The organism is Kangiella sp. TOML190 (assembly GCF_023706045.1).
Taxonomy (GTDB): Bacteria; Pseudomonadota; Gammaproteobacteria; order Enterobacterales; family Kangiellaceae; genus Kangiella.
Map to the genome: position 1 here is coordinate 340,871 of NZ_BQYL01000001.1, position 26,535 is coordinate 367,405.

At 43.6% G+C, this 26,535-nt stretch carries 26 protein-coding genes; 7 read left to right on the plus strand and 19 right to left on the minus strand.

What is annotated here, in order from left to right; translation table 11 throughout:
• Nucleotides 1-76: 76 nt before the first annotated feature.
• The 5 genes from NFS34_RS01545 to mpl form a co-directional block, all read right to left on the minus strand.
• Nucleotides 77-667 (minus strand): LON peptidase substrate-binding domain-containing protein, encoded by a 591-nt coding sequence (locus NFS34_RS01545; RefSeq protein ID WP_251358077.1) that lies wholly within the window; start codon nucleotides 665-667, stop codon nucleotides 77-79.
• Nucleotides 668-1,465, minus strand: coding sequence for an ABC transporter permease (locus NFS34_RS01550; RefSeq protein WP_251358078.1), 798 nt, complete (start codon nucleotides 1,463-1,465; stop codon nucleotides 668-670). It lies immediately after the preceding gene.
• Between the two features lie 2 nt (nucleotides 1,466-1,467).
• A complete protein-coding gene (locus tag NFS34_RS01555; protein ID WP_251358079.1) occupies nucleotides 1,468-2,403 on the minus strand; it encodes an ABC transporter ATP-binding protein in 936 nt (311 codons plus the stop codon).
• 128 nt (nucleotides 2,404-2,531) lie between these two features.
• Nucleotides 2,532-3,149 (minus strand): flavin prenyltransferase UbiX, encoded by a 618-nt coding sequence (locus NFS34_RS01560; protein ID WP_251358080.1) that lies wholly within the window; start codon nucleotides 3,147-3,149, stop codon nucleotides 2,532-2,534.
• Entirely contained in the window at nucleotides 3,146-4,504 is a 1,359-nt protein-coding gene (gene mpl / locus NFS34_RS01565) for a UDP-N-acetylmuramate:L-alanyl-gamma-D-glutamyl-meso-diaminopimelate ligase (protein ID WP_251358081.1), read from the minus strand. The genes NFS34_RS01560 and mpl overlap by 4 nt, the downstream gene beginning before the upstream one ends.
• A 297-nt stretch (nucleotides 4,505-4,801) precedes the next feature.
• On the opposite strand from mpl, the gene NFS34_RS01570 reads away from it, so the two are divergent.
• A complete protein-coding gene (locus tag NFS34_RS01570) occupies nucleotides 4,802-6,067 on the plus strand; it encodes a 6-phosphofructokinase (protein WP_251358082.1) in 1,266 nt (421 codons plus the stop codon).
• On the plus strand, nucleotides 6,060-6,752 hold the full coding sequence (locus NFS34_RS01575) for a serine aminopeptidase domain-containing protein (protein ID WP_251358083.1): 693 nt from the start codon (nucleotides 6,060-6,062) through the stop codon (nucleotides 6,750-6,752). Before NFS34_RS01570 ends, NFS34_RS01575 begins: the two co-directional genes overlap by 8 nt.
• Nucleotides 6,753-6,858: 106 nt before the next feature.
• Here NFS34_RS01575 and NFS34_RS01580 read toward each other — a convergent pair whose 3' ends face one another.
• Nucleotides 6,859-7,416, minus strand: coding sequence for a TonB family protein (locus NFS34_RS01580; RefSeq protein ID WP_251358084.1), 558 nt, complete (start codon nucleotides 7,414-7,416; stop codon nucleotides 6,859-6,861).
• A gap of 139 nt (nucleotides 7,417-7,555) precedes the next feature.
• Between NFS34_RS01580 and NFS34_RS01585 the strand changes: the two genes are divergently transcribed.
• On the plus strand, nucleotides 7,556-9,052 hold the full coding sequence (locus NFS34_RS01585; protein WP_251358085.1) for a rhomboid family intramembrane serine protease: 1,497 nt from the start codon (nucleotides 7,556-7,558) through the stop codon (nucleotides 9,050-9,052).
• 55 nt (nucleotides 9,053-9,107) lie between these two features.
• Here the strand turns inward: NFS34_RS01585 and NFS34_RS01590 are convergent, their stop codons facing one another.
• Both NFS34_RS01590 and NFS34_RS01595 read right to left on the minus strand, forming a co-directional pair.
• Nucleotides 9,108-10,535, minus strand: a complete 1,428-nt coding sequence (locus NFS34_RS01590; RefSeq protein ID WP_251358086.1) for a B-box zinc finger protein — start codon at nucleotides 10,533-10,535, stop codon at nucleotides 9,108-9,110.
• 257 nt (nucleotides 10,536-10,792) lie between these two features.
• A complete protein-coding gene (locus NFS34_RS01595; RefSeq protein ID WP_251358087.1) occupies nucleotides 10,793-12,787 on the minus strand; it encodes a sodium-translocating pyrophosphatase in 1,995 nt (664 codons plus the stop codon).
• A 190-nt stretch (nucleotides 12,788-12,977) separates the two neighbouring features.
• Between NFS34_RS01595 and ppa the strand changes: the two genes are divergently transcribed.
• Entirely contained in the window at nucleotides 12,978-13,511 is a 534-nt protein-coding gene (gene ppa / locus NFS34_RS01600; protein WP_251358088.1) for an inorganic diphosphatase, read from the plus strand.
• Nucleotides 13,512-13,898: 387 nt separating this feature from the next.
• Here the strand turns inward: ppa and NFS34_RS01605 are convergent, their stop codons facing one another.
• From NFS34_RS01605 to NFS34_RS01640, 8 genes are all read right to left on the minus strand, one after another.
• A complete protein-coding gene (locus NFS34_RS01605; RefSeq protein ID WP_251358089.1) occupies nucleotides 13,899-14,441 on the minus strand; it encodes a hypothetical protein in 543 nt (180 codons plus the stop codon).
• Between the two features lie 48 nt (nucleotides 14,442-14,489).
• Complete coding sequence (locus tag NFS34_RS01610; RefSeq protein ID WP_251358090.1) at nucleotides 14,490-15,047, minus strand: RNA polymerase sigma factor; 558 nt, start codon at nucleotides 15,045-15,047, stop codon at nucleotides 14,490-14,492.
• Between the two features lie 560 nt (nucleotides 15,048-15,607).
• Nucleotides 15,608-16,027, minus strand: a complete 420-nt coding sequence (locus tag NFS34_RS01615) for a hypothetical protein (RefSeq protein WP_251358091.1) — start codon at nucleotides 16,025-16,027, stop codon at nucleotides 15,608-15,610.
• Nucleotides 16,024-16,542 (minus strand): hypothetical protein, encoded by a 519-nt coding sequence (locus tag NFS34_RS01620; protein ID WP_251358092.1) that lies wholly within the window; start codon nucleotides 16,540-16,542, stop codon nucleotides 16,024-16,026. The genes NFS34_RS01615 and NFS34_RS01620 overlap by 4 nt, the downstream gene beginning before the upstream one ends.
• Nucleotides 16,494-16,832, minus strand: coding sequence for a hypothetical protein (locus NFS34_RS01625; RefSeq protein WP_251358093.1), 339 nt, complete (start codon nucleotides 16,830-16,832; stop codon nucleotides 16,494-16,496). The genes NFS34_RS01620 and NFS34_RS01625 overlap by 49 nt, the downstream gene beginning before the upstream one ends.
• Nucleotides 16,810-17,280, minus strand: a complete 471-nt coding sequence (locus NFS34_RS01630; protein WP_251358094.1) for an RHS repeat domain-containing protein — start codon at nucleotides 17,278-17,280, stop codon at nucleotides 16,810-16,812. Before NFS34_RS01630 ends, NFS34_RS01625 begins: the two co-directional genes overlap by 23 nt.
• Complete coding sequence (locus NFS34_RS01635; RefSeq protein WP_251358095.1) at nucleotides 17,280-18,278, minus strand: DUF2333 family protein; 999 nt, start codon at nucleotides 18,276-18,278, stop codon at nucleotides 17,280-17,282. Before NFS34_RS01635 ends, NFS34_RS01630 begins: the two co-directional genes overlap by 1 nt.
• A gap of 25 nt (nucleotides 18,279-18,303) precedes the next feature.
• Nucleotides 18,304-18,771, minus strand: a complete 468-nt coding sequence (locus NFS34_RS01640) for a copper chaperone PCu(A)C (RefSeq protein ID WP_251358096.1) — start codon at nucleotides 18,769-18,771, stop codon at nucleotides 18,304-18,306.
• A gap of 77 nt (nucleotides 18,772-18,848) precedes the next feature.
• On the opposite strand from NFS34_RS01640, the gene NFS34_RS01645 reads away from it, so the two are divergent.
• Nucleotides 18,849-19,529, plus strand: coding sequence for a fumarylacetoacetate hydrolase family protein (locus NFS34_RS01645; RefSeq protein WP_251358097.1), 681 nt, complete (start codon nucleotides 18,849-18,851; stop codon nucleotides 19,527-19,529).
• Between the two features lie 14 nt (nucleotides 19,530-19,543).
• Here the strand turns inward: NFS34_RS01645 and NFS34_RS01650 are convergent, their stop codons facing one another.
• Entirely contained in the window at nucleotides 19,544-20,449 is a 906-nt protein-coding gene (locus NFS34_RS01650; RefSeq protein ID WP_251358098.1) for an MBL fold metallo-hydrolase, read from the minus strand.
• Between the two features lie 119 nt (nucleotides 20,450-20,568).
• On the opposite strand from NFS34_RS01650, the gene NFS34_RS01655 reads away from it, so the two are divergent.
• Together NFS34_RS01655 and NFS34_RS01660 are read left to right on the plus strand one after the other, a co-directional pair.
• Complete coding sequence (locus NFS34_RS01655; protein ID WP_376707949.1) at nucleotides 20,569-21,999, plus strand: M20 family metallopeptidase; 1,431 nt, start codon at nucleotides 20,569-20,571, stop codon at nucleotides 21,997-21,999.
• Nucleotides 22,000-22,011: 12 nt separating this feature from the next.
• A complete protein-coding gene (locus NFS34_RS01660; RefSeq protein ID WP_251358100.1) occupies nucleotides 22,012-22,326 on the plus strand; it encodes a hypothetical protein in 315 nt (104 codons plus the stop codon).
• A gap of 71 nt (nucleotides 22,327-22,397) precedes the next feature.
• Here NFS34_RS01660 and NFS34_RS01665 read toward each other — a convergent pair whose 3' ends face one another.
• Nucleotides 22,398-23,468: a phospholipase A gene (locus NFS34_RS01665; RefSeq protein WP_251358101.1), complete on the minus strand. Its 1,071-nt coding sequence runs from the start codon at nucleotides 23,466-23,468 to the stop codon at nucleotides 22,398-22,400.
• A gap of 161 nt (nucleotides 23,469-23,629) precedes the next feature.
• Nucleotides 23,630-26,500 (minus strand): pitrilysin family protein, encoded by a 2,871-nt coding sequence (locus NFS34_RS01670; protein ID WP_251358102.1) that lies wholly within the window; start codon nucleotides 26,498-26,500, stop codon nucleotides 23,630-23,632.
• Nucleotides 26,501-26,535: the final 35 nt, after the last annotated feature.

Genomic DNA, 26,535 nt, shown 5'->3' on the forward strand with positions numbered 1-26,535 from the left:
CCAATCAATGCGCAAGCCATTGGCCCATCCAACTGGATGGGCATTTTTTTGCGAGAAAGGATAAAAGAGCCGAAAACTATTTTAGCCAGCTAAGCATTTGATACAAAATCGCTTGGCGCAAGGCTAAGTCGGGAGTTTCTAAAATGGCTTGCTTTTGCCGCTCACCAATGGGCATATATTCGGTTAAGCGCTCCATCACAAAGCCCAGTTCAGTCCATTTGTCTGGCTGGTCAATAATTTCCACTTCCGGATGCTGTGATAAATCGGCTAATAGACTACTCAGCTCCGAGGATTCGTTTCCTAGATTTTGCTGTGTCATGGGTTCGAGCCAAGAAACGTTGGCGGTTAGCAAACCAGACTCTAGGGATTGCATGCTATTAATTTGAAAACGCCTTTGGCCAAGACAAACAATTTTTAGCAAGCCAGATTCGGTTTGATCAAAGTCGATAATCTCTACATAAGTTCCAGTGGTAAACGGGCTTGCAGGGACTCCAACTTCGTTACCTTTTTTAATCAAACACACACCAAAGCCTTGTGCTTTGCTTAGTTGCTCAGAAATCATTTGCAGATAGCGTTGCTCGAAAATTTGCAGCCGCAACACGCTATCTGGAAACACCACCCGGCTGAGTGGGAAAATTGGAATAACGCTGTTTTTAGTAAAATCCATTTAAGAGCGCAGGCCTTTTCCTTTTTCCAAAAGGTACAAACAGATGCTGCTAAGGACGATAATAAAAACAAAAATCAAACCAAAAGCAACGCCAATGGAAATATCCGATTTACCTAAAAAACCGTAACGAAAAGCGTTAACCATATAAATGATAGGGTTAGCTTTGGACACCGCCTGCCAAAAATCTGGTAGCAGTTGGATCGAATAGAAAACACCGCCGAGGTAAGTTAGGGGTGTTAAGACGAAGGTTGGAATAATTGAAATATCGTCAAAAGATTTTGCAAACAAGGCATTAAGAAAGCCTGCAAGCGCAAACAAAATCGAAGTCAGGATCACCACACTGAAAACCACAAAAAGGTTATGAATCATGACTTTATCGATGAAAAACAGCGACACACCGGTTACGATAATGCCCGTCAATAAACCGCGCAACACACCGCCGCCAACAAAACCAGCAAGAATCACCCAGTTAGGCACAGGCGAAATCATCATCTCTTCAATTGAGCGTTGGTATTTTGCGCTAAAAAATGAGGACACTACGTTGGAATAGGAGTTAGTGATAACCGACATCATAATGAGCCCTGGCACAATAAACTCCATATAAGGCAAGCCATCCATAGTCCCAACTCGCGAGCCAATCAGATTGCCAAAAATCACAAAATACAGACTCATGGTGATCGCTGGCGGCAAAATGGTTTGTACCCAAATGCGCATAAAGCGGGTGATTTCTTTTTGGATAATGGTCTGAAAAGCAACCCAGTTAGAGCCTTCGATTGGCGTGGTATTAATATTTTGCATAACTATTGCTCCACCTTATTAGCTGCGCCATTTTCCACCATGCGCACAAACAACTCTTCCAACCGATTGGCCTTGTTGCGCATACTTAAAACGGTAATATCTTGCTCACTCAAAGCTGCGAAAACGCCATTCACACCAACTCCTTTTTTGACATCCACTTCCAAAGTACTATCATCGCGCCGACGAATATCATAACCGGCAAAAGTGGGCAATTGCTCCGGCAATTGCTGTGTATCCAAGACGAAAGTTTCCATATCGAGCTGCGCCAGTAGCGCTTTCATACTGGTGTTTTGAACGATTTCGCCATGATTAATAATGGCAATATTACGGCATAAACTTTCCGCTTCTTCTAAATAGTGAGTGGTCAATACAATAGTGGTTCCTTGTTCATTCAAACGTTGCATAAAGTCCCACATAGAGCGTCTTAGCTCGATATCAACACCCGCAGTTGGCTCATCCAAAATTAACAGCTTTGGACTATGGATCAAGCCACGGGCAATCATTAAGCGCCGTTTCATGCCGCCGGATAATTCGCGTGCGGCATTATTGCGCTTATCCCATAAACCCAGCTCTTCAAGCAAAGGTTGCGAGCGCAACTTAGCCTCTTTGCGCGAAATGCCGTAGTAACCCGCCTGCTGCAACACAATCTGCTCAACGCCCTCAAACATATTGAAGTTAAATTCTTGCGGCACCAAACCAAGATTTTGTTTCGCCTGCGCTAAGTCAGTGTCGATATCATGACCAAACACTTGTACCTTGCCGGAGCTTTTATTGACTAAGGAGCTAATAATGCCAATGGCGGTGGATTTACCGGCGCCATTAGGTCCTAGCAAAGCGAAAAAGTCACCTTGCTCGACCTCTAAATCAATTCCTTTTAAGGCTTGAGTACCGCCGGCATAGGTTTTGTGTAAATTTGTAATGGATAATGCTTTTGTCATTTTTTAAAACTCATATATCTTGTCATTGCGGAGGAGAAGCGACTGAAGCAATCTCATAGTTTAAGTTTCTAATCTCTCGAGATTGCCACGCCATTGTTATCGATGGCTCGCAATGATCATATTAAATATTAATTACCGCTATAACCCCAACGATGCCCTAATTTGTGATCCAGATCCAAATGATCCAGTATTCGCGCCACCACAAAATCAATCAAGTCATCAATCGAGTTAGGCTGATTATAAAAGCCTGGAGAAGCGGGCAATATGGTTGCACCAACTTCCGATAATCGGGTCATATTTTGCAAATGAATGGTGTTGTATGGCGTTTCTCTGGGCACTAACAACAACTGACCGCGCTCTTTTAACACTACATCCGCCGCCCGCTCGATTAAATTATCCGAAGCACCATTGGCAATCGCGCTTAAGGTTCCAGTTGAGCAAGGACAGATAATCATTTGCTTGGGCGCAGACGAACCACTGGCTACAGGCGACATCCAGTTATCGTTAGAAAACGCCTGAATATAACCTTCTTTTAGGCCAAGCTGTTCAGTTAATTCTTTTTCCACCACGCTCGGCGCTTTCTTGACCTGAATATCACACTCGGTCGCCAAGACCACCCGCGCCGCACTGGATAGCATCAAATAGCAATGCTCATAATAATTGGCTAATTGTTCAATTAAGCGTAAGGCATAGGGCGCGCCGGAAGCGCCAGTAATCGCTAGGGTGATCGCTTTTTGTTTATTCATGCTTGATCCGCAATATTATCCAACAACTTTTGATGAATCCCACCAAAACCGCCATTAGACATCACTAGAATTTTATCGGTTGATTTTACCACGTTTTGCACAGCATTTAAGATAGCATCCACCTCTGGCAAAATTTGCAAATCAGTAAATTGTGCTATTTGCTCGGCTGGGAATTGCCAATCAAATTCAGCGGGCTTATGGATGATGACCTGATCGGCGAGTTTTAAAGACTCCAGCAAAGTGTCTTTATGAATGCCTGAGCGCATGGTGGCGGAGCGCAAATCAACAATGGCAATGATCTTGTCGTCACCAACTTTAGCTCTAAAACCTGCAAGAGTGGTTTCAATCGCCGTGGGATGATGAGCAAAATCATCATAAACCTCAATTCCTTTTACCGAACCTTTAAGCTCCATACGGCGTTTGACGTTTTCAAACTGGGCTAAAGCGTCGCAACCATGACTCGCCGGTACGCCGGCATGACGCGCCGCGGCAATCGCTGCTAAAGCGTTGTTGGCATTGTGCAACCCTATCAGCGACCAATTGACCTCGCCCTGCTTTTGGCCTTGAAAATAGACTTCAAAAGCACTGGCATCCTCTTTTAGTAAATTATAAGACCAGCCCTGTTCGGACAAGGTCAGCTCCGAATGGGACCATAAACCTTGCTCGATAACGTCTTGCAATTGACGTTCCGTTTCGGGGTAAATCACCAAACCATTGCTCGGCACAATACGGATCACATGATGAAATTGCTTTTGAATCGCTTTTAAATCGTCGAAAATATCCGCATGATCAAATTCCAAATTGTTCATGATCAAAGTGCGGGGGCGATAATGCACAAACTTGGAACGCTTATCAAAAAAGGCGGTGTCGTACTCATCTGCTTCCACCACAAAAAAAGGCGAATCGGTTAAACGCGCCGACAAGCCAAAATTTTCTGGAATGCCACCGATTAAAAATCCGGGCTGCAAATTAGCATATTGCAAAATCCAAGCCAGCATACTGGCGGTCGTGGTTTTGCCATGAGTTCCTGCAGCAGCCAACACCCACTTATCGTGAATGATATTTTCCGCCAGCCACTGCGGGCCTGAGCGGTAATTTAATCCTTGCTCCAGCACATATTCCACCGACGGGTTGCCACGCGACATGGCATTTCCGATAACCACGCAATCGGTTTGCTCAGGTATCAATTGAGGATCAAAGCCTTGAATCAGCTCAATGCCCTGCTCTTCGAGCTGAGTGCTCATCGGCGGATAGACGTTGGCATCACTACCGCTAACGCTGATCCCTTGCTGCTTGGCGAGCAAAGCGATTCCGCCCATAAAAGTTCCGCAGATCCCTAGAATATGAATGTGCATTAATTAATTTGATAAGATTTGGATGAATTATTGGCCTAATCATAAGCCAAGCGGCTTTTTGCGTCATCTTTTCGAGCGAGAAAAGGCGAAATAATGTAGAATCGCCGTAATTTGAATAGATTGCCCATGGAATGATTGAGTTCCGTCTTGAGCATTGAAAATGGCAAGACAAAACTTTTGCAAAGTGACGACTTTAGTCCACTAAATGAGGAGCTTTTAATAAAATTTTAACGCCGCCATTTCATGCGGAATAGGAAATCAAGCATTTCGATAGCACAATATTATAGGAAACTTCCCATGGCTAAGAAAAAATACAACGCCTTTTATGCCCAATCCGGCGGCGTAACGGCTGTAATTAATGCTACCGCTTGCGGCGTTATTGAAACCGCCCGCAAATCAAAAAATATCGGCAAGGTTTACGCTGGCCGTAATGGGATTATCGGCGCGCTACGCGAAGAGCTTATCGACACTAGCAAAGAGTCAAAAAAAGACATTGCAGCACTAAAGCATACGCCATCGGGTGCTTTCGGTTCTTGCCGCTATAAGTTAAAAAGCATCGAACAAAATCAAGCTGAGTATGAGCGTCTAATCGAGGTTTTTAAGGCTCACGATATTCGTTATTTTTTCTACAATGGCGGTGGCGACTCGCAAGACACTGCGCACAAGGTTTCACAACTCAGCGAAACCATGGGCTATCCGATCACCTGTATTGGCGTGCCAAAAACCGTGGATAACGATTTACCCATCACTGACAACTGTCCAGGTTTTGGTTCGGTGGCGAAGTATGTGGCGGTTTCGATCCGCGAAGCCGCTTTTGACGTTAAATCCATGGCGGAAAGCTCGACGAAAGTGTTTGTGATGGAAGTGATGGGACGTCATGCCGGCTGGATCGCCGCCGCAGGTGGTTTGGCATGTGAAAAAGAAGGCGATGCACCGCACATTATTTTGTTCCCCGAAATTGCCTTTAATAAAGAAAAATTCCTTAAGAAAGTCAATCGCACCGTTAAAAAGTTCGGCTATTGTGCGATTGTGGTATCCGAAGGTGCGGCATATAAAGACGGTACTTTCCTAGCGGATGCTGGCTCGGTGGATGCTTTTGGTCATAAGCAATTAGGCGGTGTTGCGCCGGTAGTTGCGCAAATGATCAAAGATGAGCTGGGCTATAAATACCACTGGGCGGTTTCCGATTACTTGCAACGTGCGGCGCGCCATATCGCATCGGCTACCGACGTCGAGCAAGCTTACGCTATGGGTCAAGCAGCAGTAGAGTTTGCCGATGCAGGAAAAAATGCAGTGATGCCGACCATTGTGCGCAAAAAGACTAAAAAATACTCCTGGACCATTGGCGAGGCACAGTTAGCGGACGTTGCCAACGTTGAAAAAATGATGCCGCGCAAATACATTTCGCGGGATGGCTATGGCATTACTGAAGAGTGTCGCGCCTATTTGCAACCACTGATCCAAGGTGAGTCTTACCCACCTTATAAAAATGGTTTGCCACAATATGTGGAACTAAAAAACGAGTTGGTGAAAAAGAAATTAAAGAAAAAGTTTAATGTCTGAGCCAGTATTTCCACTTTTGATATTGATGCCCGGCATGGACGGCTCCGGGCTTTTATATCAACCGCTAGGCGAAAAACTACAACAACTTGAGCTTCCGTTTGTAATAGAGCCACTCAATCCGCATCAAGACAAGTGGGCTTATATCGAATATTTAGAACAAAAGTACCCTGCGCAACCCTTAGTGTTAGTCGCAGAGTCCTATGCTGGCCATATCGCAACCCTAATGGCCATCAGGGGTAATTTAGATATCCAAAAAATCGTATTGATGGCGACATTTTTAGAAACGCCAACCAAACTGACCCAATTGGAAAAATTATTACCTACAAGCTTGATTCAAAAGCCGCCTTTACCTAACTTATTGCTTGGTAAAGCGTTGTTTGGCAAAAACAGCAGTCAAGAATTGTTAGATTTATTTTTCCAAGCTATGGATGACGTTAGCAGTGAACAACTGTCCGAGCGGATCCGCGATATGCGTCATTTGACCGCGCCAACGGAACAATTATCGATCCCTGCTTTGTATATCCAAGCCAGTGACGATTGGTTAGTTCCAGCGCGAAATTATCAGCCCTTCAAAAAAGTTTTTACCCATTTAGGTTTTAGCCAACTTAACGGCAGTCACCTTATTGCCCAAACTCAGCCCCGGCAGTGTGCTTTTTTAATCGAAAGTTTTGTTAAGAAGGCTTAGTAGCACAACTGCTGCTCATTTGTCCGCGACGTCTTGCTCTAAGTTGAACTGCATTTCAACGTACTGATTCTTGACCGCCACAGGCAAACCATTATGTTTTGCTGCTTTAAACTTCCACCGTTTTAGTGCTCTTTTTTGCCGCCAAATCAAAAACCTTGCGAGGCTTTGCCGCAATGACTTTAATATTTACCGCTCTGCCTGTCTTATCGACGTCATAGGCCAACTTAACCCACCCCTCTAACCCCTTGGATAAAGCATCGACGGGATATTGCGGCTGCGCTTGAAAAATGGCAACTAATCCAGAATCTACCGAATGAGCCGCTTGCTGAAAAGTCAAAGGCGCCAACGACATAAACTCATCGCCATTGGTTAGATCAACAGGAACCGAGTTGAGATTACTCATTTGATACGACTCTGTAACTGGCACTCCAAGCCCTTCAATCGCCGGTTCAATAACTAGCGCTGCCGGCTTTAGAGAGTTAGTGACTTTCTCAGGTTTCTGCGTTGGTTCGACACTATCGTCCGTTGGCGTTACCTCTAGCGGTTGAGCGATTTTAGGCTGCGGTGTGTGAATTAAGCTGGTCATGAAAACCAATAAACTGATGGTGATAAGCAAACCGATAAGCGATACAACAAACCCTTTGCCACCTTTTATGATGTTCATTTTTAACGCCTTTATCATATTCAACCCCTCTCAATAGTTTGTAATTTTGCTATTTATAACAACGCAGGGCTTAACAAAAAGGGTTAAAAAGTAACGAACATTAGGTTACAGTAAGCAAAAAAGAAGAGACAAGCCTCCCATGCTACTGATCCCTGCCGAAAATGGCTTTAACAAGCAACAATTGCCTTGGGTAACCTTTACTCTGATGGCGCTGTGTATTGTTGCTTACATTAGCTTCCAAGGTAATGATGCGAAAGTCATTCAAAAAGCACTAAACCATTACCAACAACAAAACCTCTTGGCACTGGAAAAAGAAACTTTTGTGCGCTACGCAGAGCGGTACCGTCCGCAATTTTTTTATGCCATAGAAGATCAAGCAATATCCGAGCAGGAGTTAATTCAGCTAATAGTATTTGATAAACACTTTACCGAAAGGCTAAAGCAACAAAGCAACCTATCGCAGTCATGGCAAAAAAAGCGGGAACACCTAAACCAATTGTTAGAGGAGTCTTCTACTCATAAGTATGCTTTTTACCCTTCCGAGCCCAGTTGGTTTATAGCATTCAGCCATATGTTCATGCATGGCAGTATCGATCACCTCATCGGTAATCTGATCGTTTTATTTTTATTTGGCTATAACCTTGAGCTGTTATTGGGTAAGAAAAAACTATTAGCTACTTACTTTATATCGGGTCTAGTAGCAGTGGCATTTTTTGCCATGACTACTGATGATAAGTTTATCCCCTTAGTTGGTGCTTCGGGAGCAATTTCAGGTCTGATGGGCGGCTTCGCTGGTTATTATGGACTGAAAAAAATACGCTACTTTTTCTGGATATTTGTGTTTTTCAGCTATATTCGCTTACCCGCATTATTGGTATTAGGTTATTGGCTGCTCAAAGAATTGTTGCAATCTGGTAATAATGATGGCGTAGCCTATATGGCACACTTTGGTGGCTTAGTTGCCGGATTTTTATGTGTTCTGCTGTTAAAACGTCAAATGGCGGCAAAGCAAGAGAGCATTGATACGAGCAAGGTAAAGAGCGTAGTTTCAACTAGTGATTCCTTTGCTCATTCGGTCGCTAACACCCAAACTAGCCCACAAATCGCCTTAAAACAAAAAGCCAAAGCAGCCGTTAAGGATCTGAACTTCGACTTGGCCAAAGATTATTATTACCAACTGTTAAACCAAGAACCGCATAATGCTGGGTATTTTCGTGAGCTGTTTAATCTTGAAAAGGATCAACCTAAGTCAAGAGCTTTCAAAGCCTTGGTCGAAAATATCGTAAGTAAATCCCAAACCAATTCCAGCCTTGAGCGACTTGCCGATACGGCGATGGCGGAAGTTAAGGCGCAGCTTATGGATTATCGATTATTGGATGTGGATATTTTGATGGGCTATTGCCAGCAAAGCCTGAAGCGCAAAAACCCACTAGCTATTCGCTCGGTGGTCAACTTTCTAATTAAAGTCTATCCCGAGCACCCTGCTTTACCCGATATTTTGCTGCATTTTGCTTTTGCTATGGAGCAAGCTGGCGACTGGAATACCAAACATAAGGTGCTAAGCTTCTTAAGCAGCCATTACGCCTCTACCTTTGCTGGGCGCGAAGCGCAAAAAGAATTAGCAGCCAATCACTAATAATCAACTGCTAAAGCTTTATCTAAGCAAGACGAACTAATCACTACACCAATGGCTAGGCCATCATGGCTTGGCAGGCTTTGAGCAATTGTTCAGCTTCGAATCGGTGTGCACCTTGGGGGTGGTTTTCGATAAGCTGCTTTAGAATCGTGGCAGCTTTGGTATCTTCATGCTCTATTTCGGCGAAGTATTTAGCTTGAGCCAATAAAGCTTGCGGCAAATTCGGATCCTGAGCGAATTTTTCTTCTAAATCCTGAGCTAACCAAGCTACTTCCTCTGCTTGGTTTTTATGCCGAACCTGCTCTATAAGGATCGCTCGAGCATTGGCATTCATGGGCCTAAAGCGCGGCTCTAACCTTCTGATCTGCTGATACAATGAAAAGGCATTATAAGCATGGCTCTTAAGCTCTGGATTATCAAAATATAATTTTGCAGCCTTAATGGTCCCAGCCATATCTTGCTTAACCAAGTTTAATTTAACCAACTTGTGATACGCCGCTTCTTGAAACTTTAAATTTTGCCCTGCTTCTAACAACTTGTCTTTTGCATCTTGATAGCGACCTTCTTGAATATAAATATCCGCGTGAGCCATGGCTCGTTGCTCTACTGTCAAATCAGCATTTTCATTAGTTGCTAATACCTCAATATCGACTCCATAGCCAAGTTCTGCATGATACTGATAAACCACATAACCCAAAATGTGGAACATCATTATGTAGAAAAACCCTGTTGCCGTTTGTGACATCAGGAAAACCACCGGATCGGGCAACCAATAATTAATAAAAAAGGTAGCCCAAGACAAGCTGTAGGTTATGACCGTCACCAGACCAAACAAAATTAAATACGGAAAGCCGATACCAGCAATAGTTTCCAGTATATTCAAAGGGTTTATCGAACTCGAAAGGTGTTTACTCATCCCCAAGGTTACTAATACTGCCGGAATAATAAAAGCGACAAACAACAGGTAGAGATAAAGACCCGTGTAAGAGAATTTACCGGTGATGGCGACACCGCCCAAAAATAACAGGATAAACAGACCTATAACTTTTACCGTCATTCCATCAGAATCATAAGTCACCGTTTGATCATAGGTTGGCGCGATAAAATCACCTTTAGCGGTTTTGCTCAATACTGAAAATACGTAACTGACAAGCATTGCCATTAAAGCCAGCCGTAAAATCAATCCAACAAAGCCAATAGGAATAATATCGATTAAAAAGCCTATCACTAAGCTGGCAATCGCATAAAATAACAAAAAAGACTTAGCCGGTTTTTGTAGCGGATATTGATAAAAGGTATTCAGACGATTCCAAAAAGGCTCTACGTGTTGGCTCACGCCGTAGGATGCTAGGTAACGACGGCATAAGACACAGCGCGGCGCACTCATCTGCGCTTCAACTTCAACGCAATCCATACAAAAAGGAATATCGCACTCCTCACAGTGCCATAAGGCTTGTTTATTATCGTGGTATTTGCAGTCCATAAGTTTCTCTTTTTATTGTTTTAAATTGGGCATAAAAAATGCGACCCTAAGGCCGCACTTTAGCAAGTAATTTTACTATTTTAAATATCTCTTTTAACTAGCCATTTCAGAAGGCACACAAGATAAAAATGAGGAAATTCAACTCTAACGAGGTAAATTGAGAATTTTAGTTAGGGAATTTACGTTTGTAAATGACCGCTTGGATTCTCAATTTAACAAAGTTAGAGCTTAATTTAACCATTTTTGACTCACCTCTCTTATCGCAATAGCGGCGCAATCACCAGCGACACAATCGCCATCACATTAATTAAGATATTCATGGATGGACCTGAGGTATCTTTGAAAGGATCGCCCACCGTGTCACCGACCACTGCGGCGCCATGAGTATCCGAACCTTTGCCACCAAAGTTGCCCTTCTCCACGTATTTTTTCGCGTTATCCCAAGCACCACCAGCATTGGCCATCATAAGCGCCATTAAAACACAGCCTAACAAAGCGCCAGCCAGCATCCCACCTAAACCAATCGCGCCAAGTGGCGAAAAGCCGATAATAACGGGGGCAGAAACCGCGATAACACCAGGCAGTAACATCCGTTTTAGCGCTGCAGTAGTAGCAATATCCACACACTTAGCGGTATCCGGTTCGGCTTTGCCTTCAAGCAAACCTGGGATTTCCTTAAACTGACGACGGATCTCGTTGATCATATCAAAAGCCGCATCGCCAACCGCAGTCATGGTGATCGAAGCGATTAAAAACGGAATGGTGCCGCCAATTAACATACCGATAAGCACGACTGGATTGCCTAAGTTTATCTCCGCCAGATTGATTCCTGCAGACTTAATAAAGGCTGCGATAATCGCCAAGGCAGCCAGTGCTGCTGCGCCAATCGCAAAACCTTTACCAATCGCCGCAGTGGTATTACCCAACTCATCTAGCGAGTCGGTAATTTCGCGCACTTCTTTGCCCATACCGCCCATTTCCGCGATACCGCCAGCGTTATCAGCAACTGGGCCATAAGCATCAATTGCCATGGTAATGCCGACCGTTGAGAGCATCCCCACCGCAGCAATTCCAACACCATATAAACCCGCCAACTCAGTCGAAGTATAGATAATGCCGCACAACACAAAAATTGGCAGTACTACCGATTGCATACCTACCGACAAGCCCGTGATCATCACCGTTGCAGGGCCAGTTTCACCCGACTTAGCAATTTTCTTCACTGGCGTTGAGCCGGTGTAGTATTCGGTGATTAAACCAATGGCGACACCACCTACCGCGCCAGCCACTACCGCCCACCAGTAGTTAGTCGGAATATTCATCTGCCCCGCCAAGAGATAAGCCGCGCCAATAAACAGCAGCGGCGCACCCATGGTGCCAATTCTTAAGGCTGTAGCTGGTGCTGAACTTGAGAAAAAGCGTACCACCACGATCATAATCATGGATGCAACCATGCCCACAGTTGCCAGCAGCAAGGGGAAAGTCATTAGCGAAGAACGCAAATCTGGCTGGGTTAAAGTCGCCGCAATGGCAATTGAAGCAATCATGGAGCCGCAATAGGACTCAAAAATATCCGAACCCATGCCCGCAACATCGCCAACATTATCGCCTACGTTATCAGCAATTACTCCTGGATTTCGTGGATCATCTTCAGGGATACCGGCTTCAACCTTGCCCACTAGATCAGCCCCAACATCAGCGGATTTGGTATAGATCCCGCCGCCGACACGTGAAAACAGCGCGACACAGGAAGCGCCCATACCAAAACCTTCTAAGGCATGTACCGCGTGCAAATCCGCGGCTGGATTAAAATACCAAAAAAGCCCGCCAAGTCCGATTAAACCGAGTGCCGCCACGCACAAGCCCATAATTGAGCCGCCAAAAAAGGCTACCGATAAGGCTGCTGGTGCGCCATCTTTTTGTGCCGCAGTAGCGGTTCGAACGTTAGCTTTAGTCGCAGCATACATTCCCAGCCAACCAGCGATGGATGACGATAAAGCACCGGCAATGACCGCGATGGCGGTTTGAGCGCCCAATTTCCACCAAACCAACACTACCAATACCGCCACAAAAGCGGCCAACATGGTGTATTCACGCTTCATAAACACCATAGCGCCGAGGTGGATCTGATCGGCGATTTTTTTGATATTGGATTCCCCTTCGGGATATTTTTTGACGAGCAAATAAATTACGAATGCAAAGATAAGTCCTACCAAACCCAGCACGGGTGGTAGCGCAAGATTTTCTAACATAGATCCCCCATTGGTCACTATCTCTTTGATTATTAAATGGTTTTTAGATAAAGCCAAACCAGTCTAACCAACTTACGACAAATGTACAATTTTTATGCATAAAGTTTAGAAGTTGAGCAGTGTTCTTTCCATTTAAACAGTTGTATAATGCGCGCCATTTTCCAATACTAACTGAATTTAAAGGTATCCCATGAGTTTGGACAACGTATCTGCGGGCAAAGAAGCTCCAGAAGAAATCAACGTCATTATTGAAATTCCAGCGCACAGCGACCCAATCAAATATGAAGTAGATAAAGAAACTGGTGCTTTATTTGTAGATCGTTTTATGGCCACCTGCATGCACTACCCTGCAAACTACGGCTACGTGAACCAAACTTTATCTGCTGATGGTGATCCCGTCGACGTATTGGTACCAACCCCCTTTCCTTTGCTAGCAGGATGCGTGATCCCGTGTCGCCCTGTTGGTGTTTTGAAAATGTCTGATGAATCCGGACAAGATGCTAAAGTAATCGCTATTCCAACAGGAAAACTCAGCACCATGTATCAAGGTATTCATGACATTTCTGAAATCCCAGAACTGCTAAGAAACCAAATCGAGCACTTCTTCGAACACTACAAAGACTTAGAGCCTGGTAAATGGGTTAAAATTGATGGCTGGGAAGGTGCAGAAGCCGCCAAGCAAGAAATTGTTGATAGCATCAAAGCTTACCAAGATCAGCTGTAAATTCTGATCCCAAGGTGGTTTTAAAAAGGCAGCTAAATGGCAAGAGGTTCACCAGCTCTGGACTTCTTGAACTTATAGAAAGACAAAAGCCCTTAATTCTAAGGGCTTTTTTAATTTTCAATCAGCAACATTCTAAATGAATATTTACTTACTCAGTACGTCATTCCCGCGAAAGCGGGAATCTATTCCAATGCTTGTATGATAGTTTAAGGTGGATTCCCGCTTTCGCGGGAATGAGAGAAAAGTCTAGTTTGGGTTAGTGCCTTGGCTAAATGGCTGCTTTTTTATTGTCACCAATTTTGGTATTACTTTTTGCGCTTGAGACCAAAATAATACCTTAGAAGCTTCGCAAAAGCCTTGCCCATCTCTAGTGCTAATTAACAAAACTTAACCAAGAAGATCTTGTAATAGATGACGCTCGGTTTCATAGCTACGAATCAAACGTTTAAACAACTGCTGATCGTGCGGGTTTTGCGATAACTCTTGGCGGTAGGATTTTTGCGCCATACGCAGATCTTCCAAAGTACTGCTTAAACTCTCAGGCAGCGCATTTTGCTGCGACTCCATTTTGCTACCCAAAGCTGAATAATAAAGGTTATTGGCTTGCTGCAAGCTTTGAATAGTTTTCACTTGCGCTAGATCCAGTTCAGGCATTTGCGGCGCTTTGAGCAAGTTAATGCTTAACAAAGCCACCAACATCACCGAAGCGGCGAGCGCCATCGGAAACACAAAACGGCGCGACTTCGGCTTTATCTGCGTGGTAGCCATCGAGCTCTGTTCCGAACTCTGTCCAGAACTTTCTAACGACTCGTCTAGCTCGCCTGGTCGCTCCAAGCCTTCAATCGCCGTTTTAATACTTGACCATTGATTTTTGCTCTCTACCTCTTTGGGTAAAGCCGCTAGCTGTTTGATTAAGTCTTGCTCATTCATACTTACTCTACCAATCGTATTTTTCTTGCTACCGACTGCTACCGACTGCTACCGATTGTCGCCGGTAAGCTGCTGCCGCACCAACAAGCGCGCCCGGTTAAGGTGGGCTTTGCAAGTTCCCACCGCTATTTTTAAGGACTCGCCGATCTCTTTGTGGGTCATACCCATCAAATCGTGCAAAATCAAAACATTTTTAGCCTGCATCGGCAAAGCCGCAATGGCCTTTTCCAGATCCAACTGCTGCGGATTATGGCTGGCAGCAAACTCGTCCTCAAAAGCCTGTTGCCAATCTTGATCCGCCAATACCTCGTATTGATATTTGCGCTGATGACCAAGCACCACATTCACCGCAATTCGATATAACCAGCTGCTAAATTTGCTCTTCCCTTGAAACTTTGGCAGCGCCTGCCAAGCTTTGATAAAAGCATCTTGGCAATGATCTTCAGCCAAATCCTTACGCCCTGTCATCCGCAAACAAAGCAAATAAATCTGCTTATGATTTTGCAGATACAAACGCTCAAAAGCCGATAAATCGCCGCCTGCCGCGGCTTGAACCAGTGGCAATTCGTCAGTAACCCTATCGTCTATTTCAATTGACTGGCTCAACACATTCGCTATCTATCTATATCCTTCTAACTATAGGATACCAAAAGTTGCTAAAAGGTTTAGTCTTACTTCAAAAATGGCTCATAAACTTCAATTAAAAGGTTCATAAAAGGTGCATCGCCAAGATAACGCACTAGGTGACTAGTATTACCTTTAATAAAAACACCAAATATTTTCTATTTTTGCCGAAAAAGCTGAAACTGTAAGCACCAGCCACATTTGACCATCAAACCAGAACAACCTGACTAACGAATCCAAAATACTCTGACCAGTCCGCTGGGATAAACTGACGATTTTATGGGCGAAATACTCGGAGATTTAACAGCAGCGTTCGGATACCTAAATGGAAACTACTCGGAGGACAAACTGGAAATGCTTCGGAGAATTGCTGGTTTGAAAATTTACTGGCACCGCCCCAACTTCCGAGCCAAAACACTCAGACTTCCGAGCCAAAACACTCAGACTTCCGAACCCAAACCAGAAAGCTCTCCGAAGGCTGCTGGCAAATATCCGAACAATAGACAACGAAAGCCGTCAATATGACGGCATAAAAAGTTTTGCTACCAAATTGATATTTGTACTATTTTACTTTCAAGGTCTAAGAACGGATTTGAGCCATGATCATTACAGGTAAAACCTATTCCTTCGATACTTTCTATTAAAACCATTTCTTCGACGTCATCCCAGTATATATCAGGAAACTTGTCTTGAAGTTCTTTTAAAGTATCACCAAGAGAAATTCCTTGATAACTTCCTTGGTAATCATCTCGACATGAAATACTTATGATTTTCTTCTGGTTTTCATCATATATAAAACTCAAGTTCTCAACGAAATATTTAGAAAATTTAGTCCCAGTAAATGCAATATCATTGTTAGATTTCTTAATAGAGCTAAATGCCTTCTCAATATCTGAAATTGTATTTCCTAACTGTATGCCTGATATTTGTTTTCCTGGAACTATTTCATAGCAATCATTCATTGTTGATCTCTCATAAATATAAAGTCGGCCCACTCTTCATTAGGATTTCCCCTGTATGAACTTCTATTACCGCCAACAACTTTAACATTAATATTATTCCCAGACATTTGATATCTTTGAGAGTGATGCCTACCACCGCCGCCATGAACTTTGATTAAATTTATTTGATGCCCTTCAATCATTACTTTAGAGCCTCGACCAGAATTTAAAGGCACAACTTTTGCTTTATACCCAGCTTTTGTAAAAAGCTGGGCTATTTCATCAGCTGATTTACCCCAAATTTTAGCAGGGTTTGAAGTCATTTTGCTTATAGCTGCCTGCGCTCCACCAGCACCGAAGCCTACTTTTCTTTGAATCCAGTTCCAAACGCCGCTAGACTTGGTGGCATTTCTAATATTTTCAGCTTTTTTCTTAGCTCCGAAAACACCTCCAAACGTCCACATATATGTAGTTTCTACACCACTACTTACGTCTTCAGAAATAAAATCATCGACTTTTTTGAACGAATTAGCCATTCTCTGTCTATCTTGCATAATTCGATATATTCATCCATAACCTGATCATCATTTGTCGAAGCAAATAATAGGCTATCAGGTATATTTCTTGTAGCTGCTCCATAATCAAGCTCCAGAGCTCTTCGACCCTGCGATTCGAGCGCCCCGATGATACTCTTATCTTTTTCCTGCTGGGCAGCAGAAATTTTTTGTGACAACGATTTGCCATTGCTACCGACACCTTGACCTGCAAAAGTGAACCCAGCCAATAGCTGCTTTTGTATACACTTAATAGTAGCACTTTCCGTCATCAAGCATCCCAGAATAAACAGCCATATACCCACTCGGATCAGTACCTGCCAATGGATTATTCATAATGTATGAATACGGATTCATACTTTGACTGTTGCCAGGCGCCTGTATGAATGGATCTACACTCAAGAATCTACCTAAGTTGTAATCATACGCGCGTCCATTCATATGAATGAGCTCATGATCATCTAGGTGCTCATGATTTGTAAAACCGCGCTCGGTAGTACGATTCGCTTGCGTTAAGCCAGTAATACTACTAAAAGTGCTTTGACTTGAATTTGTAAAATCACCCTTACGTGGTTTTCCAAAAGGGTCAAAGCTTCGGTGTTCCTTGATGTTGCCATTGTAATCCGTGACAGTAACTACCGAACCCAGACGATCGCGGTGGGCGTCTACAATTATACTCCCTTCACAAGGGCTCTGCTGGTAGGAAGCAAAGTTAGTCATCATCCTCTTTTCAGTAAATCAATCAGATCGATTATGGCGGCGTTAGCACGGGAAACGTAGGAGGACATGACTAGCGAGTGGTTGGCTACAAAACCAAATTCACGACCATTAACAATCATCGGACTCCAAATCGCTTCTTGGGTCGCTTCCAGTTCTAGAATAATTTGTCTAAAGCTGGCTTGCGCATTTTTATCTTTGATCACCACATCAAAGTCCTGCTCCACCGCTTTCATAAACTGAACGATAGCCCAAGTCGAGCCACGAGCTTCCCAGAAAATATCGTCAATTTCTAGCCATGGGGTTTTGACTTCGACTAATTGTCCCGAGTTGGTCGACTGCTGCGCAGATTTGTCGCCCGCTAAATCGGTATTAATTCGAACGCGGCCAACGCTAGCACTCAAGCGCTGCGATAAGGATCCTAGTCGTTTGCTAACTAAATATAACCAAGAGCGTAAATTATCAGCCCGTGCATAAAATTGAGTATGAGTAATCTCAGGATCGGTTAAGCGATCTCGATAATCACGCAAATATTTAATACCTTTACGGTATTCGCCTTCAGCTCTTGGCAATAACCATTTGGTATGATTAATGTTAAAAGCGGGTTCGGCTTTGTGTAGGGATTCGTCTTCGGTAGATTGCGATTGAGAGCGGCTAATATCATTACGCAAAATTTGCGTGATGTCGCGAATTTGCACCAAGGCGCCAAACTCAAATGATGGCATGTTATCCATAAAAATACTGGGTGGCGTTATATCATTACTCAAGAAGCCACCACTTTTATCAAGCAAGGCTTCCATGGTTTGCGCTACCGTTTCAACCGTGATGTAACCTACCGGCGGCTCTCCAGCAGGATAAGATTGACGCACCTTAATCGGATCGATGGGTTCAGGCTCGCTACTCCAGACAAAGATAAAAATGATCATGACAATCACCAACAGTAGCAATGTCACCAGAATGGCCCTAAGCTTTTTACGTTTTTTTGGAGTTTCAGTTTCCATAAATTAACCCAGTTAAATTTTTTAGTTATTGATTAGCTTGACCCAGTTTAAATTTAACTGCAAGCGGCTCGCGATCGGCAAAGTGTAAAAAAATATTATAGTCTTGCCCATCCACAAGAGGCTGATCGATCCCCATTACCATGATATGCAAGCCACCTGGCTTAAATTCAAGGCTATCATCAATTATGAGTTGATCTTGATGCTCCATTTTTGCCATACCATCGACTATCTTGGATTCATGGATCATCCCCATTCGCGCCCAGTCCAAGCTAACATCCTCAAGAGTTAGCGGTTTTCCCGTATGGTTTTTAATGGTCATAAAGGCTGCGGTATTGTCCATCCCCGGAGGCATCTTACGCAGCCAAGGATTGATCACTTCAATTGAGCTGGATGCTTTTATAGCACCTTTTTCTGGCTCTGGATTCGACGGTTCGCAGGCCGTGAGCGAGACAACAATTGTTACAGTTAGGAGCAGTTTTAAGCAATTTAACATGGGCACTTATGTCCAAATCTTGAGTAAAATGGATAAAGCCGCTATTGTACTGACAATTGCCATACAGCACTAGCATCATGAAATTTCGCTTTCCGCCTAGCCCAATCACGGCTTTACCCATTCTCGATTCTACAGATGCCTTTCCCGTCAGGAGAGTCTATTGCGTTGGCCGAAACTATGCCGAACATGCGCTTGAGATGGGGCACTCGAAGCGAGAAGCGCCCTTTTTCTTCTCCAAACCTGCGGATGCTTTAGTAATCAATCCTGAAACGATTAATTATCCTGCCATGACAAGCGAGCTGCACCATGAAGTCGAATTGGTGATTGCTGTTGGACAATCGGGATTTAACATTCAACTAGAAAATGCTTGGAGTCACCTGTTCGGTTATGCTCTTGGCATTGATTTAACCAAGCGCGACTTACAGTCTGAGTTTAAAAAAAAATCACGCCCTTGGGATTTGGCTAAAGGCTTTGATCAATCAGCCCCTATCAGCTCTATTGTACCTTTTGCAACAGCAGGCAAATTAGAAGAAGGCGACATTGAACTTTCAGTTAACGGAAAAATGCGGCAACAAGGCAATATCAACCAAATGATTTGGTCGATTCCTGAAATTATGGTCGAGCTATCAAAGCATATTGAATTACAAGCTGGCGATTTAATTTTTACAGGAACACCAAGCGGCGTTGGTGAAATTGAAAAAGGCCAAACTGTTAACGCAAAACTGCTTGGCCTTGGTCTGGATTTTAAGCTTATCTAAAATAACAAAATTGCTTATAAACTTTTGTAAATGGCGGTTACGATTTGTGCTGGTTTGATAAAAGCTTTACCATTTTTTTCATCGTATTTAGCGCTAGGTTTTGCCGCCACCACCTCTTCTAAAGACTTACCTTCAGCTTTAAGCTCAGCAACTTGATTACGAATATCTTTTAGCATGGCAACGTAAGCACTCATTTGTTGTTTAGTCGCCATAGGACCATGCCCCGGAATAATTTGCGTCTCTTCATTGGCAAGCATCAAGCCTTTTTCTAAAGCGCTGATATAGCCGCTAATTGAGCCACCAGAGCCAATATCAATAAAGGGATAGCCAATATTGAAGTAGCAATCCCCCATGTGTAACACATTGTCTTGCTCAAAGAACACTAGGGAATCGCCATCAGTATGCGCATTGGCCACGTGAATAATACGCATCTTGTCGTTGTTTAACTTCAAGCTCATTTCTTTTTGATAAGTCACTTGCGGCTGGGCCATTTTAGGCGCAGCTTCCACTATCCGATTAAAGGCTTTCATTTCTTGTCGCGTACTCATACGCTTATAGACATTATCATGCGCAACAATAGTTGAGCCTTGTTTACCAAAATTTTCATTACCGCCAGTGTGATCACCGTGCCAGTGGGTATTGATCACATACTTTACTGGCTCTTTGGTAATAGCATCAATTGCAGCATCAATTTTCTCGGTTAAGGGCGCAAACTGATCGTCAATAATGTAGGCACCATCTTCGCCCACCGATAAACCGATATTGCCACCTTGTCCAAACAATACGTAAATACCCTCGGTCAGTTGTTGCGTTTTGATTTGAACTTCCTTTTTCTGCCCAGCGTGAGCGAACACTTGAGTGCCGGTAATGGCCCAGACTAATAAAGAGCTTGCTAAAGCTGTAGTGGTGATTTTCTTCATCTTTTTACTCCAGTGAATGGATGCCACAAGGCAAGCCAATTGGCGAAGGATAGATTACAGTTTACTAAAATTTTGGTTAGAATGAAGTGTTTGCACCAATCAAAGGAGTCACGGATATGTTGGATTTTGCTAAAGCCCAAGCCTATATTGACCAAAAGTGGGATGAAGAAATTGTTCCTGAGTTAGTCGAATACATAAAAATCCCCAATAAATCGCCGCATTTTGACCCAGATTGGGAGCAACACGGCTATATGGAGCAAGCGGTTCAACAAATTGCCGCTTGGTGCGAGGCGCAGGATATTCGCGGTAAAACTCTGGATATTGTCCGGATACAAGGTCGCACCCCAGTGATTTTTATGGAAGTCCCTGCCAGCGACGGTAGCAATAATCCGCAAGACGATACTATTTTAATGTATGGTCATTTGGATAAACAACCCGAAATGGAGGGCTGGGACGAGGGGTTAGGACCTTGGCTCCCCGTTATCAAAGATGACAAACTCTATGGGCGCGGCGGTGCTGATGACGGTTATGCCGCCTACGCCTCTTTAACCGCTTTGATCGCATTGAAACAACAACAGCTACCGCACGCCAGAGTGGTGGTTTTGATTGAAGCTTGCGAAGAGTCTGGTAGCTATGATTTACCCTATTATATTGACCAATTGCGCGATCGAATTGGCGAGCCTTCTTTAGTCATCTGTCTGGATTCTGGTGCGGGCAATTACGAACAGCTTTGGTCAACCATGAGCCTGCGCGGCATGGCAAGCGGTACTTTAAAGGTCGATGTGCTCAAAGAAGGGATCCATTCAGGTTACGGCAGTGGTGTAGTTCCTTCTTCATTTCGCGTCATTAGGCAGCTTCTTAGCCGACTCGAAGATGAACATACTGGCCGCATGATCCCGAAAGCGTTTTACGCTGACATTCCCGAGCAGCGCTTAGAACAAACCTTACAGGTAGCCAAAGTGTTAGGTGATGATATTGTTAACCCTTACCCATGGGCCGACGATACCGAACCAATGGCAGAAAATAATTTTGAACGGCTGTTGAACCGTAATTGGCGTCCGGCTCTATCTTATACTGGAATCGCAGGGATGCCGGGAATTGAGAATGCCGGCAATGTGCTTAGGCCCACCACTTCCATAAAATTATCGCTGCGACTACCACCAACTGCCGACAGCGAAGCTGCCAACAAGCAACTTGAAGATTTGTTATTACAAGATCCGCCATCCAATGCCACCGTCACTTTTCAGGCAGATCAAGCATCCGACGGCTGGAACGCACCGGACGTTGAGCAGTGGCTAGCAGACTCGCTTGAAGAGGCCTCACAAGCCGTTTACAAAAAACCGGCGATGTATATGGGCGAAGGTGGCACCATTCCTTTCATGGCGATGCTTGGTGAGAAATTTCCCGAAGCGCAGTTTATGATAACAGGTGTGTTAGGGCCCAACTCTAATGCACATGGTCCGAATGAGTTTTTGCACATTCCTTTTGCCAAAAAGCTTACCACCTGTGTAACCAAGGTGATTGTTGATCATTACCAAAGAGAGCGCTAACAAGAGGTCAAAATGTCATCGATTTTATTGGTTTTTGCCATTCCGGTACTGGCGATTTTTGCACTTTTTAGTTCGCTGAAATACCGTAAGCAAATCGGTCTTGGCTATTTTTGGCAGCTAGTTATCAGCAGCTTATTGTCGATTCTTGGAGTGCTGCTGAGTTTTATCGCTCTAGATACCATGACTTCTGGCAGAGCGAGTCTGGTGTCAGGGATCAATCCTTACCTATTTGTTGGGCTTATGTGCATCGCTGGATTGTATTGTTTTATTATCTCAATTATAACATTGGCCAAAGCGCATCAAGCCAAACTAGCACTTCAATATTAGCACCTTAAATAATAGCTCGGCAGATTGCGACTTTTACCCTTAACCCTTACTACTAGCTCTTAACTGCGACTTTACAACCAATCGGTTAGCAAGATCCCTACACCAATACGACTGGTATTACGGTTGTAGTCTATGAGACTTTCTCCGTAACCATTGAATAACTGAATATAACCTCTAAGCTTACCCTTATCATCCAGCGGGAAGGTCCAATCGAACTGAGTAGCACCACGGTTATCGCTGCGTAAATTGTTTCTCAGCATGATTCCAAAGTTATGCTCGTTCCACTGATAGCGAGTCTGGAGTTCAAAATAACCCATATAATCATCAATATCGGGATTATCGTCACCTTCTGCGTCAAACGGATCATCTTTTTCGTCTTCAGGAATTCGCCACCAAGGCTTGAACGAAATCACCCAACGATCCTTTTCAAAAACCCATTGAGTATAGATTCTATTCCAGCTTCTAGACAGTAAACCGCTGCGGCCATTTGATTGATGTTCTATACCCGCCCAAAAAGTCGGGATTTGCCAATCACCAATTTTCCAATCGGTTACCCACTGGGCAAAAAATTCCGGTTGATGGTTAGTTTCTCTAAATGGGCTCGAGTATTCGGAGTTATAAGCCTGCCAATAGGATTGGCCGGTGTAAGCAAAAAATAAGGCGGTATTGTCACCAAAAATACCATCCCATATCGGGGTTTTAAAACTGACTTGGAACTTAACCTCTATTTCATCCAGCTCGCGCCCATCATCTGGTAAGTTAAGCACATCCTCATTAGGACTATCGTTATAGCTAACTGGTAAAATATAATTTGGTTTATGCGGTAAAATAGCAAATCGATTATTACGTGCTCGATATTCTTGGCGCATCCTTGATTTAACTAAATGGGATTCTTCTTTGGCCGCCTCTTGCGTCTCACTTGCAGGCTTCTCGTCAGGAACTTTAACTACTAACTCCGGTATTTCAGGAGCTTCTTCTTTCTTACAAGCCGCCTTTAACTCACTGACTTTGGTATCATCCGAAGCTTCCGATAGCTTCTTTAATAAACATGCTTGTAAAGATTCGTCCGCCTGCAGTGGCGTTGAAAAAAGGGTTAACGTAGCTACTAGAGAAAGTGCTACTGAGGCCTGAAAATGGTTCATAATCGATAGTCCCTTTCCACTAATTATTGAAAAAATAATCACTAATAGAATATACCATACACAAAATTAGCATAACTTGGAATGACTAACATCATGCTTAATAAGACGGACATAAAAAAGGAGTCTTTACGACTCCTTTTTCTATCAACGACCAACAAAGTTTAACGCATCAACTCTCCAGTGATGGTCAATTCAACAATGTCATAACCCAATTGCTGCAATCCAGGCAAAATTGATTTTTTATCTCCTACTACCACAACGATCATTTCGTCACGAACCAAGTGCTTGCTAGCCAGTTCGTTTAGATCTTCCAGCTCAATATCTTCTAAGATATCGTTTTGCTCTTCAATATAATCATCGTCTAAGTCATAGGTCAGGATTCTTGATAATAAGCCCAGTTTTTGCGAAGGAGTTTCATATTTTCGCGCATCACTTTGACCCAATGAATTTTTCATAAACTCAAGCTCCTGCTCCGTCATACCTGCGGCTTGATAATTATCAATTTCTTTGAAAAATTCGATAAGTGATTTATCAGTCACGTCGGAGCGAACCCCTGCGCTGGCAGTATAGGTTCCATGATCACTCGATCCACGGAAACTTGAACGAGCGCCATAGGTATAACCTTTATCTTCGCGTAAATTGATATTAATTCGCGAATTAAAAGCACCGCCTAAATTGTAATTCATTAAGCTAGCGAGATAATACTCGCCATCAGCATCATAAGGTAAAGCACGCTTTCCTATGCGAATTTCCGACTGAGCAGCGCCAGGTTTATCCACCAAATAAATTGCCTTTTTCAGTTTAGGCATTGGGTTTAGCGGTGCTTTAGTGACTTCAGCTCCTTGCCAGTTGCTAAAACGCTTAAGTTTATCAACAATCGCTTGCTCACTTAAATCTGAAACCACTACTATATTGGATGCTTGCGGCGAGTATTGAGTTTTATAAAAGTTTTTAACGTCATCCAAACTAATATTTGCCACAGAAGCCAAGGTGCCGCCTGACGGTAAACCAATCGAGTTGTCGCCATAAATCAGCTTGTTATAAACATTCCAAGCAACCGTTGAAGGTTGTTTTTGCGAAAACTTGATACCTTCAACCGTCTGATCTTTGATTCTCTTAAAATCTTTGTCATCAAATCTTGGACTGAATAATTTTTCCGAAGCGATCCACAAAGTTCTATCCAGGTTTTCGGTCAAAGACGAAATGGTCATGGTGGTATAGTTTTCACCCGCCGCAAAGCTAATCGAACTACCTAACTTTTGTAGCATATTGCTTAAATCTTCGCTTGAATAACTTTCCGAAGCCTCATTCATCATCGAAGCGGTCATCGACGCTAAACCCGCCTTGGCTAAAGGATCATTACGATGACCATTTTCAATTCTAAAGCTAATAGCGGTAGTCGGGGTTTCATTATTATTAGCACCTAACACTTCGATACCATTGGCCAATTTCGAGCGCCAAATTTCTGGAAGCGTAATTGACGGATTTTCGCCAGAGGCTGGTTTGACACTGCGATCAAAGTTATCTTTGGCAATGCGTAATTCCAGCGTGGAATCATCACTTGTTTGCGGAATCGTTCGCTTTTTCACTTGGTAAGTATCTTGCTGCGCTACTAATTGCGGCTTGCCGTTAGGCACGATACTCATAATCACCGCCGATTTATTCTTTATATAGCGGTTATAAACGCGCATCACGTCTTGCTTAGTCACATTTTGATAACGAGCTAAATCAATTCCAATACGGTTCGGGTTACCCTCAAAAGTTTGGTTAGCGGCTAATTGTGAAACCTTACCCGATACGCTCTGCAAACCATAAATCAAGCTTGACTTCATACCCGCCTTTACCCGCTCGAGATCATCGTCTTGCACTCCGCGTTGCTCAAACTCCTTGAAAGTATCACGCATGATTTTCTCTAAATCCGCCAATGATTTGCCTTTTGCCGGATTGGGTAAAGCATACAAGGTAAACTGGCAGGCTAGTTCCGAACACGGATGGCTGACTCCCGATTGCACGGTTAAACCTTGCTTATCTAAGTTTTTATAGAATAAAGAGGTTTTTCCCTGACCTAAAATTGACGATAAAACGTCTAATGCGGCCTCATCTTGACTGCGCCCATAGGTAGTAGGGAAAGACATATAAATCAAAGGTAACGAAACGTTATCTTCCATCGAGATATAACGGTCTTGGTCTAAAACAACCGGCTGTGGCGTTGGGTCAGCCACTTCTGGACCCGCTGGAATCGAGCCAAAATATTTTTTCACCCAAGCAAGGGTTTGTTCTTCATCAAAGCGACCGCCAATGGTTAAGGTTGCGTTATTTGGGCCATACCAGCGCAAAAAGAATTTCTTCAAATCGTTAACATCGGCACGATTAAGATCTTCCATCCAACCAATAGTTGGCCAAGAGTAGGGATGTCCTTCTGGATATAATGCTTGTGATACACGCTCACTCAGGCGACCATAAGGACGATTGTCGACTCGTTGGCCGCGCTCATTCTTAACCGTCTCACGCTGCACTTCAAACTTCTCTTGTGTTACCGCATCTAACAAGAAGCCCATTCGATCGGCCTCAAGCCACAACATCTTTTCCAACTGATTCGAAGGCACAGTTTCAAAATAATTAGTGCGATCACTATTAGTAGTACCGTTTAGAGTACCACCGGCTTCGGTAATGATCTTGAAGTGCTCTTCATCGGCGACATTTTCCGAACCTTGGAACATCATATGCTCAAAAAAGTGTGCAAAACCTGACTTGCCAATATCTTCTCGTCCTGAACCTACATGATAAGTCACATCCACATGCACTAAAGGATCACTATTATCTTCATGTAAAATAACTGTGAGTCCATTAGCCAGTTGGTACTTTTTATAGGGTATTACCAGCTCACCAGCCGATTTCTTAACTTCTTCAACCAGAGTAATACCAGCCGTCGCTTGCTCCAAATCAACCGTTGGGGTCGAAGAACAAGCCACTAAACCTGCAATCCCCACCGTGACCGCAGCAGCGATAAGGTTAGATTTTATTAATTTCATAGATTTTTCCCGTTTGGTATTAACGTAACTAAAAA

Bases quoted from the DNA above. Each gene is read 5' to 3' on its own strand.
- NFS34_RS01545 (WP_251358077.1), bottom strand. From the start codon at position 667: ATGGATTTTACTAAAAACAGCGTTATTCCAATTTTCCCACTCAGCCGG.
- NFS34_RS01550 (WP_251358078.1), bottom strand. From the start codon at position 1,465: ATGCAAAATATTAATACCACGCCAATCGAAGGCTCTAACTGGGTTGCT.
- NFS34_RS01555 (WP_251358079.1), bottom strand. From the start codon at position 2,403: ATGACAAAAGCATTATCCATTACAAATTTACACAAAACCTATGCCGGC.
- NFS34_RS01560 (WP_251358080.1), bottom strand. From the start codon at position 3,149: ATGAATAAACAAAAAGCGATCACCCTAGCGATTACTGGCGCTTCCGGC.
- mpl (WP_251358081.1), bottom strand. From the start codon at position 4,504: ATGCACATTCATATTCTAGGGATCTGCGGAACTTTTATGGGCGGAATC.
- NFS34_RS01570 (WP_251358082.1), top strand. From the start codon at position 4,802: ATGGCTAAGAAAAAATACAACGCCTTTTATGCCCAATCCGGCGGCGTA.
- NFS34_RS01575 (WP_251358083.1), top strand. From the start codon at position 6,060: ATGTCTGAGCCAGTATTTCCACTTTTGATATTGATGCCCGGCATGGAC.
- NFS34_RS01580 (WP_251358084.1), bottom strand. From the start codon at position 7,416: ATGAACATCATAAAAGGTGGCAAAGGGTTTGTTGTATCGCTTATCGGT.
- NFS34_RS01585 (WP_251358085.1), top strand. From the start codon at position 7,556: ATGCTACTGATCCCTGCCGAAAATGGCTTTAACAAGCAACAATTGCCT.
- NFS34_RS01590 (WP_251358086.1), bottom strand. From the start codon at position 10,535: ATGGACTGCAAATACCACGATAATAAACAAGCCTTATGGCACTGTGAG.
- NFS34_RS01595 (WP_251358087.1), bottom strand. From the start codon at position 12,787: ATGTTAGAAAATCTTGCGCTACCACCCGTGCTGGGTTTGGTAGGACTT.
- ppa (WP_251358088.1), top strand. From the start codon at position 12,978: ATGAGTTTGGACAACGTATCTGCGGGCAAAGAAGCTCCAGAAGAAATC.
- NFS34_RS01605 (WP_251358089.1), bottom strand. From the start codon at position 14,441: ATGAATGAGCAAGACTTAATCAAACAGCTAGCGGCTTTACCCAAAGAG.
- NFS34_RS01615 (WP_251358091.1), bottom strand. From the start codon at position 16,027: ATGAATGATTGCTATGAAATAGTTCCAGGAAAACAAATATCAGGCATA.
- NFS34_RS01620 (WP_251358092.1), bottom strand. From the start codon at position 16,542: ATGGCTAATTCGTTCAAAAAAGTCGATGATTTTATTTCTGAAGACGTA.
- NFS34_RS01625 (WP_251358093.1), bottom strand. From the start codon at position 16,832: ATGACGGAAAGTGCTACTATTAAGTGTATACAAAAGCAGCTATTGGCT.
- NFS34_RS01630 (WP_251358094.1), bottom strand. From the start codon at position 17,280: ATGACTAACTTTGCTTCCTACCAGCAGAGCCCTTGTGAAGGGAGTATA.
- NFS34_RS01635 (WP_251358095.1), bottom strand. From the start codon at position 18,278: ATGGAAACTGAAACTCCAAAAAAACGTAAAAAGCTTAGGGCCATTCTG.
- NFS34_RS01640 (WP_251358096.1), bottom strand. From the start codon at position 18,771: ATGTTAAATTGCTTAAAACTGCTCCTAACTGTAACAATTGTTGTCTCG.
- NFS34_RS01645 (WP_251358097.1), top strand. From the start codon at position 18,849: ATGAAATTTCGCTTTCCGCCTAGCCCAATCACGGCTTTACCCATTCTC.
- NFS34_RS01650 (WP_251358098.1), bottom strand. From the start codon at position 20,449: ATGAAGAAAATCACCACTACAGCTTTAGCAAGCTCTTTATTAGTCTGG.
- NFS34_RS01660 (WP_251358100.1), top strand. From the start codon at position 22,012: ATGTCATCGATTTTATTGGTTTTTGCCATTCCGGTACTGGCGATTTTT.
- NFS34_RS01665 (WP_251358101.1), bottom strand. From the start codon at position 23,468: ATGAACCATTTTCAGGCCTCAGTAGCACTTTCTCTAGTAGCTACGTTA.
- NFS34_RS01670 (WP_251358102.1), bottom strand. From the start codon at position 26,500: ATGAAATTAATAAAATCTAACCTTATCGCTGCTGCGGTCACGGTGGGG.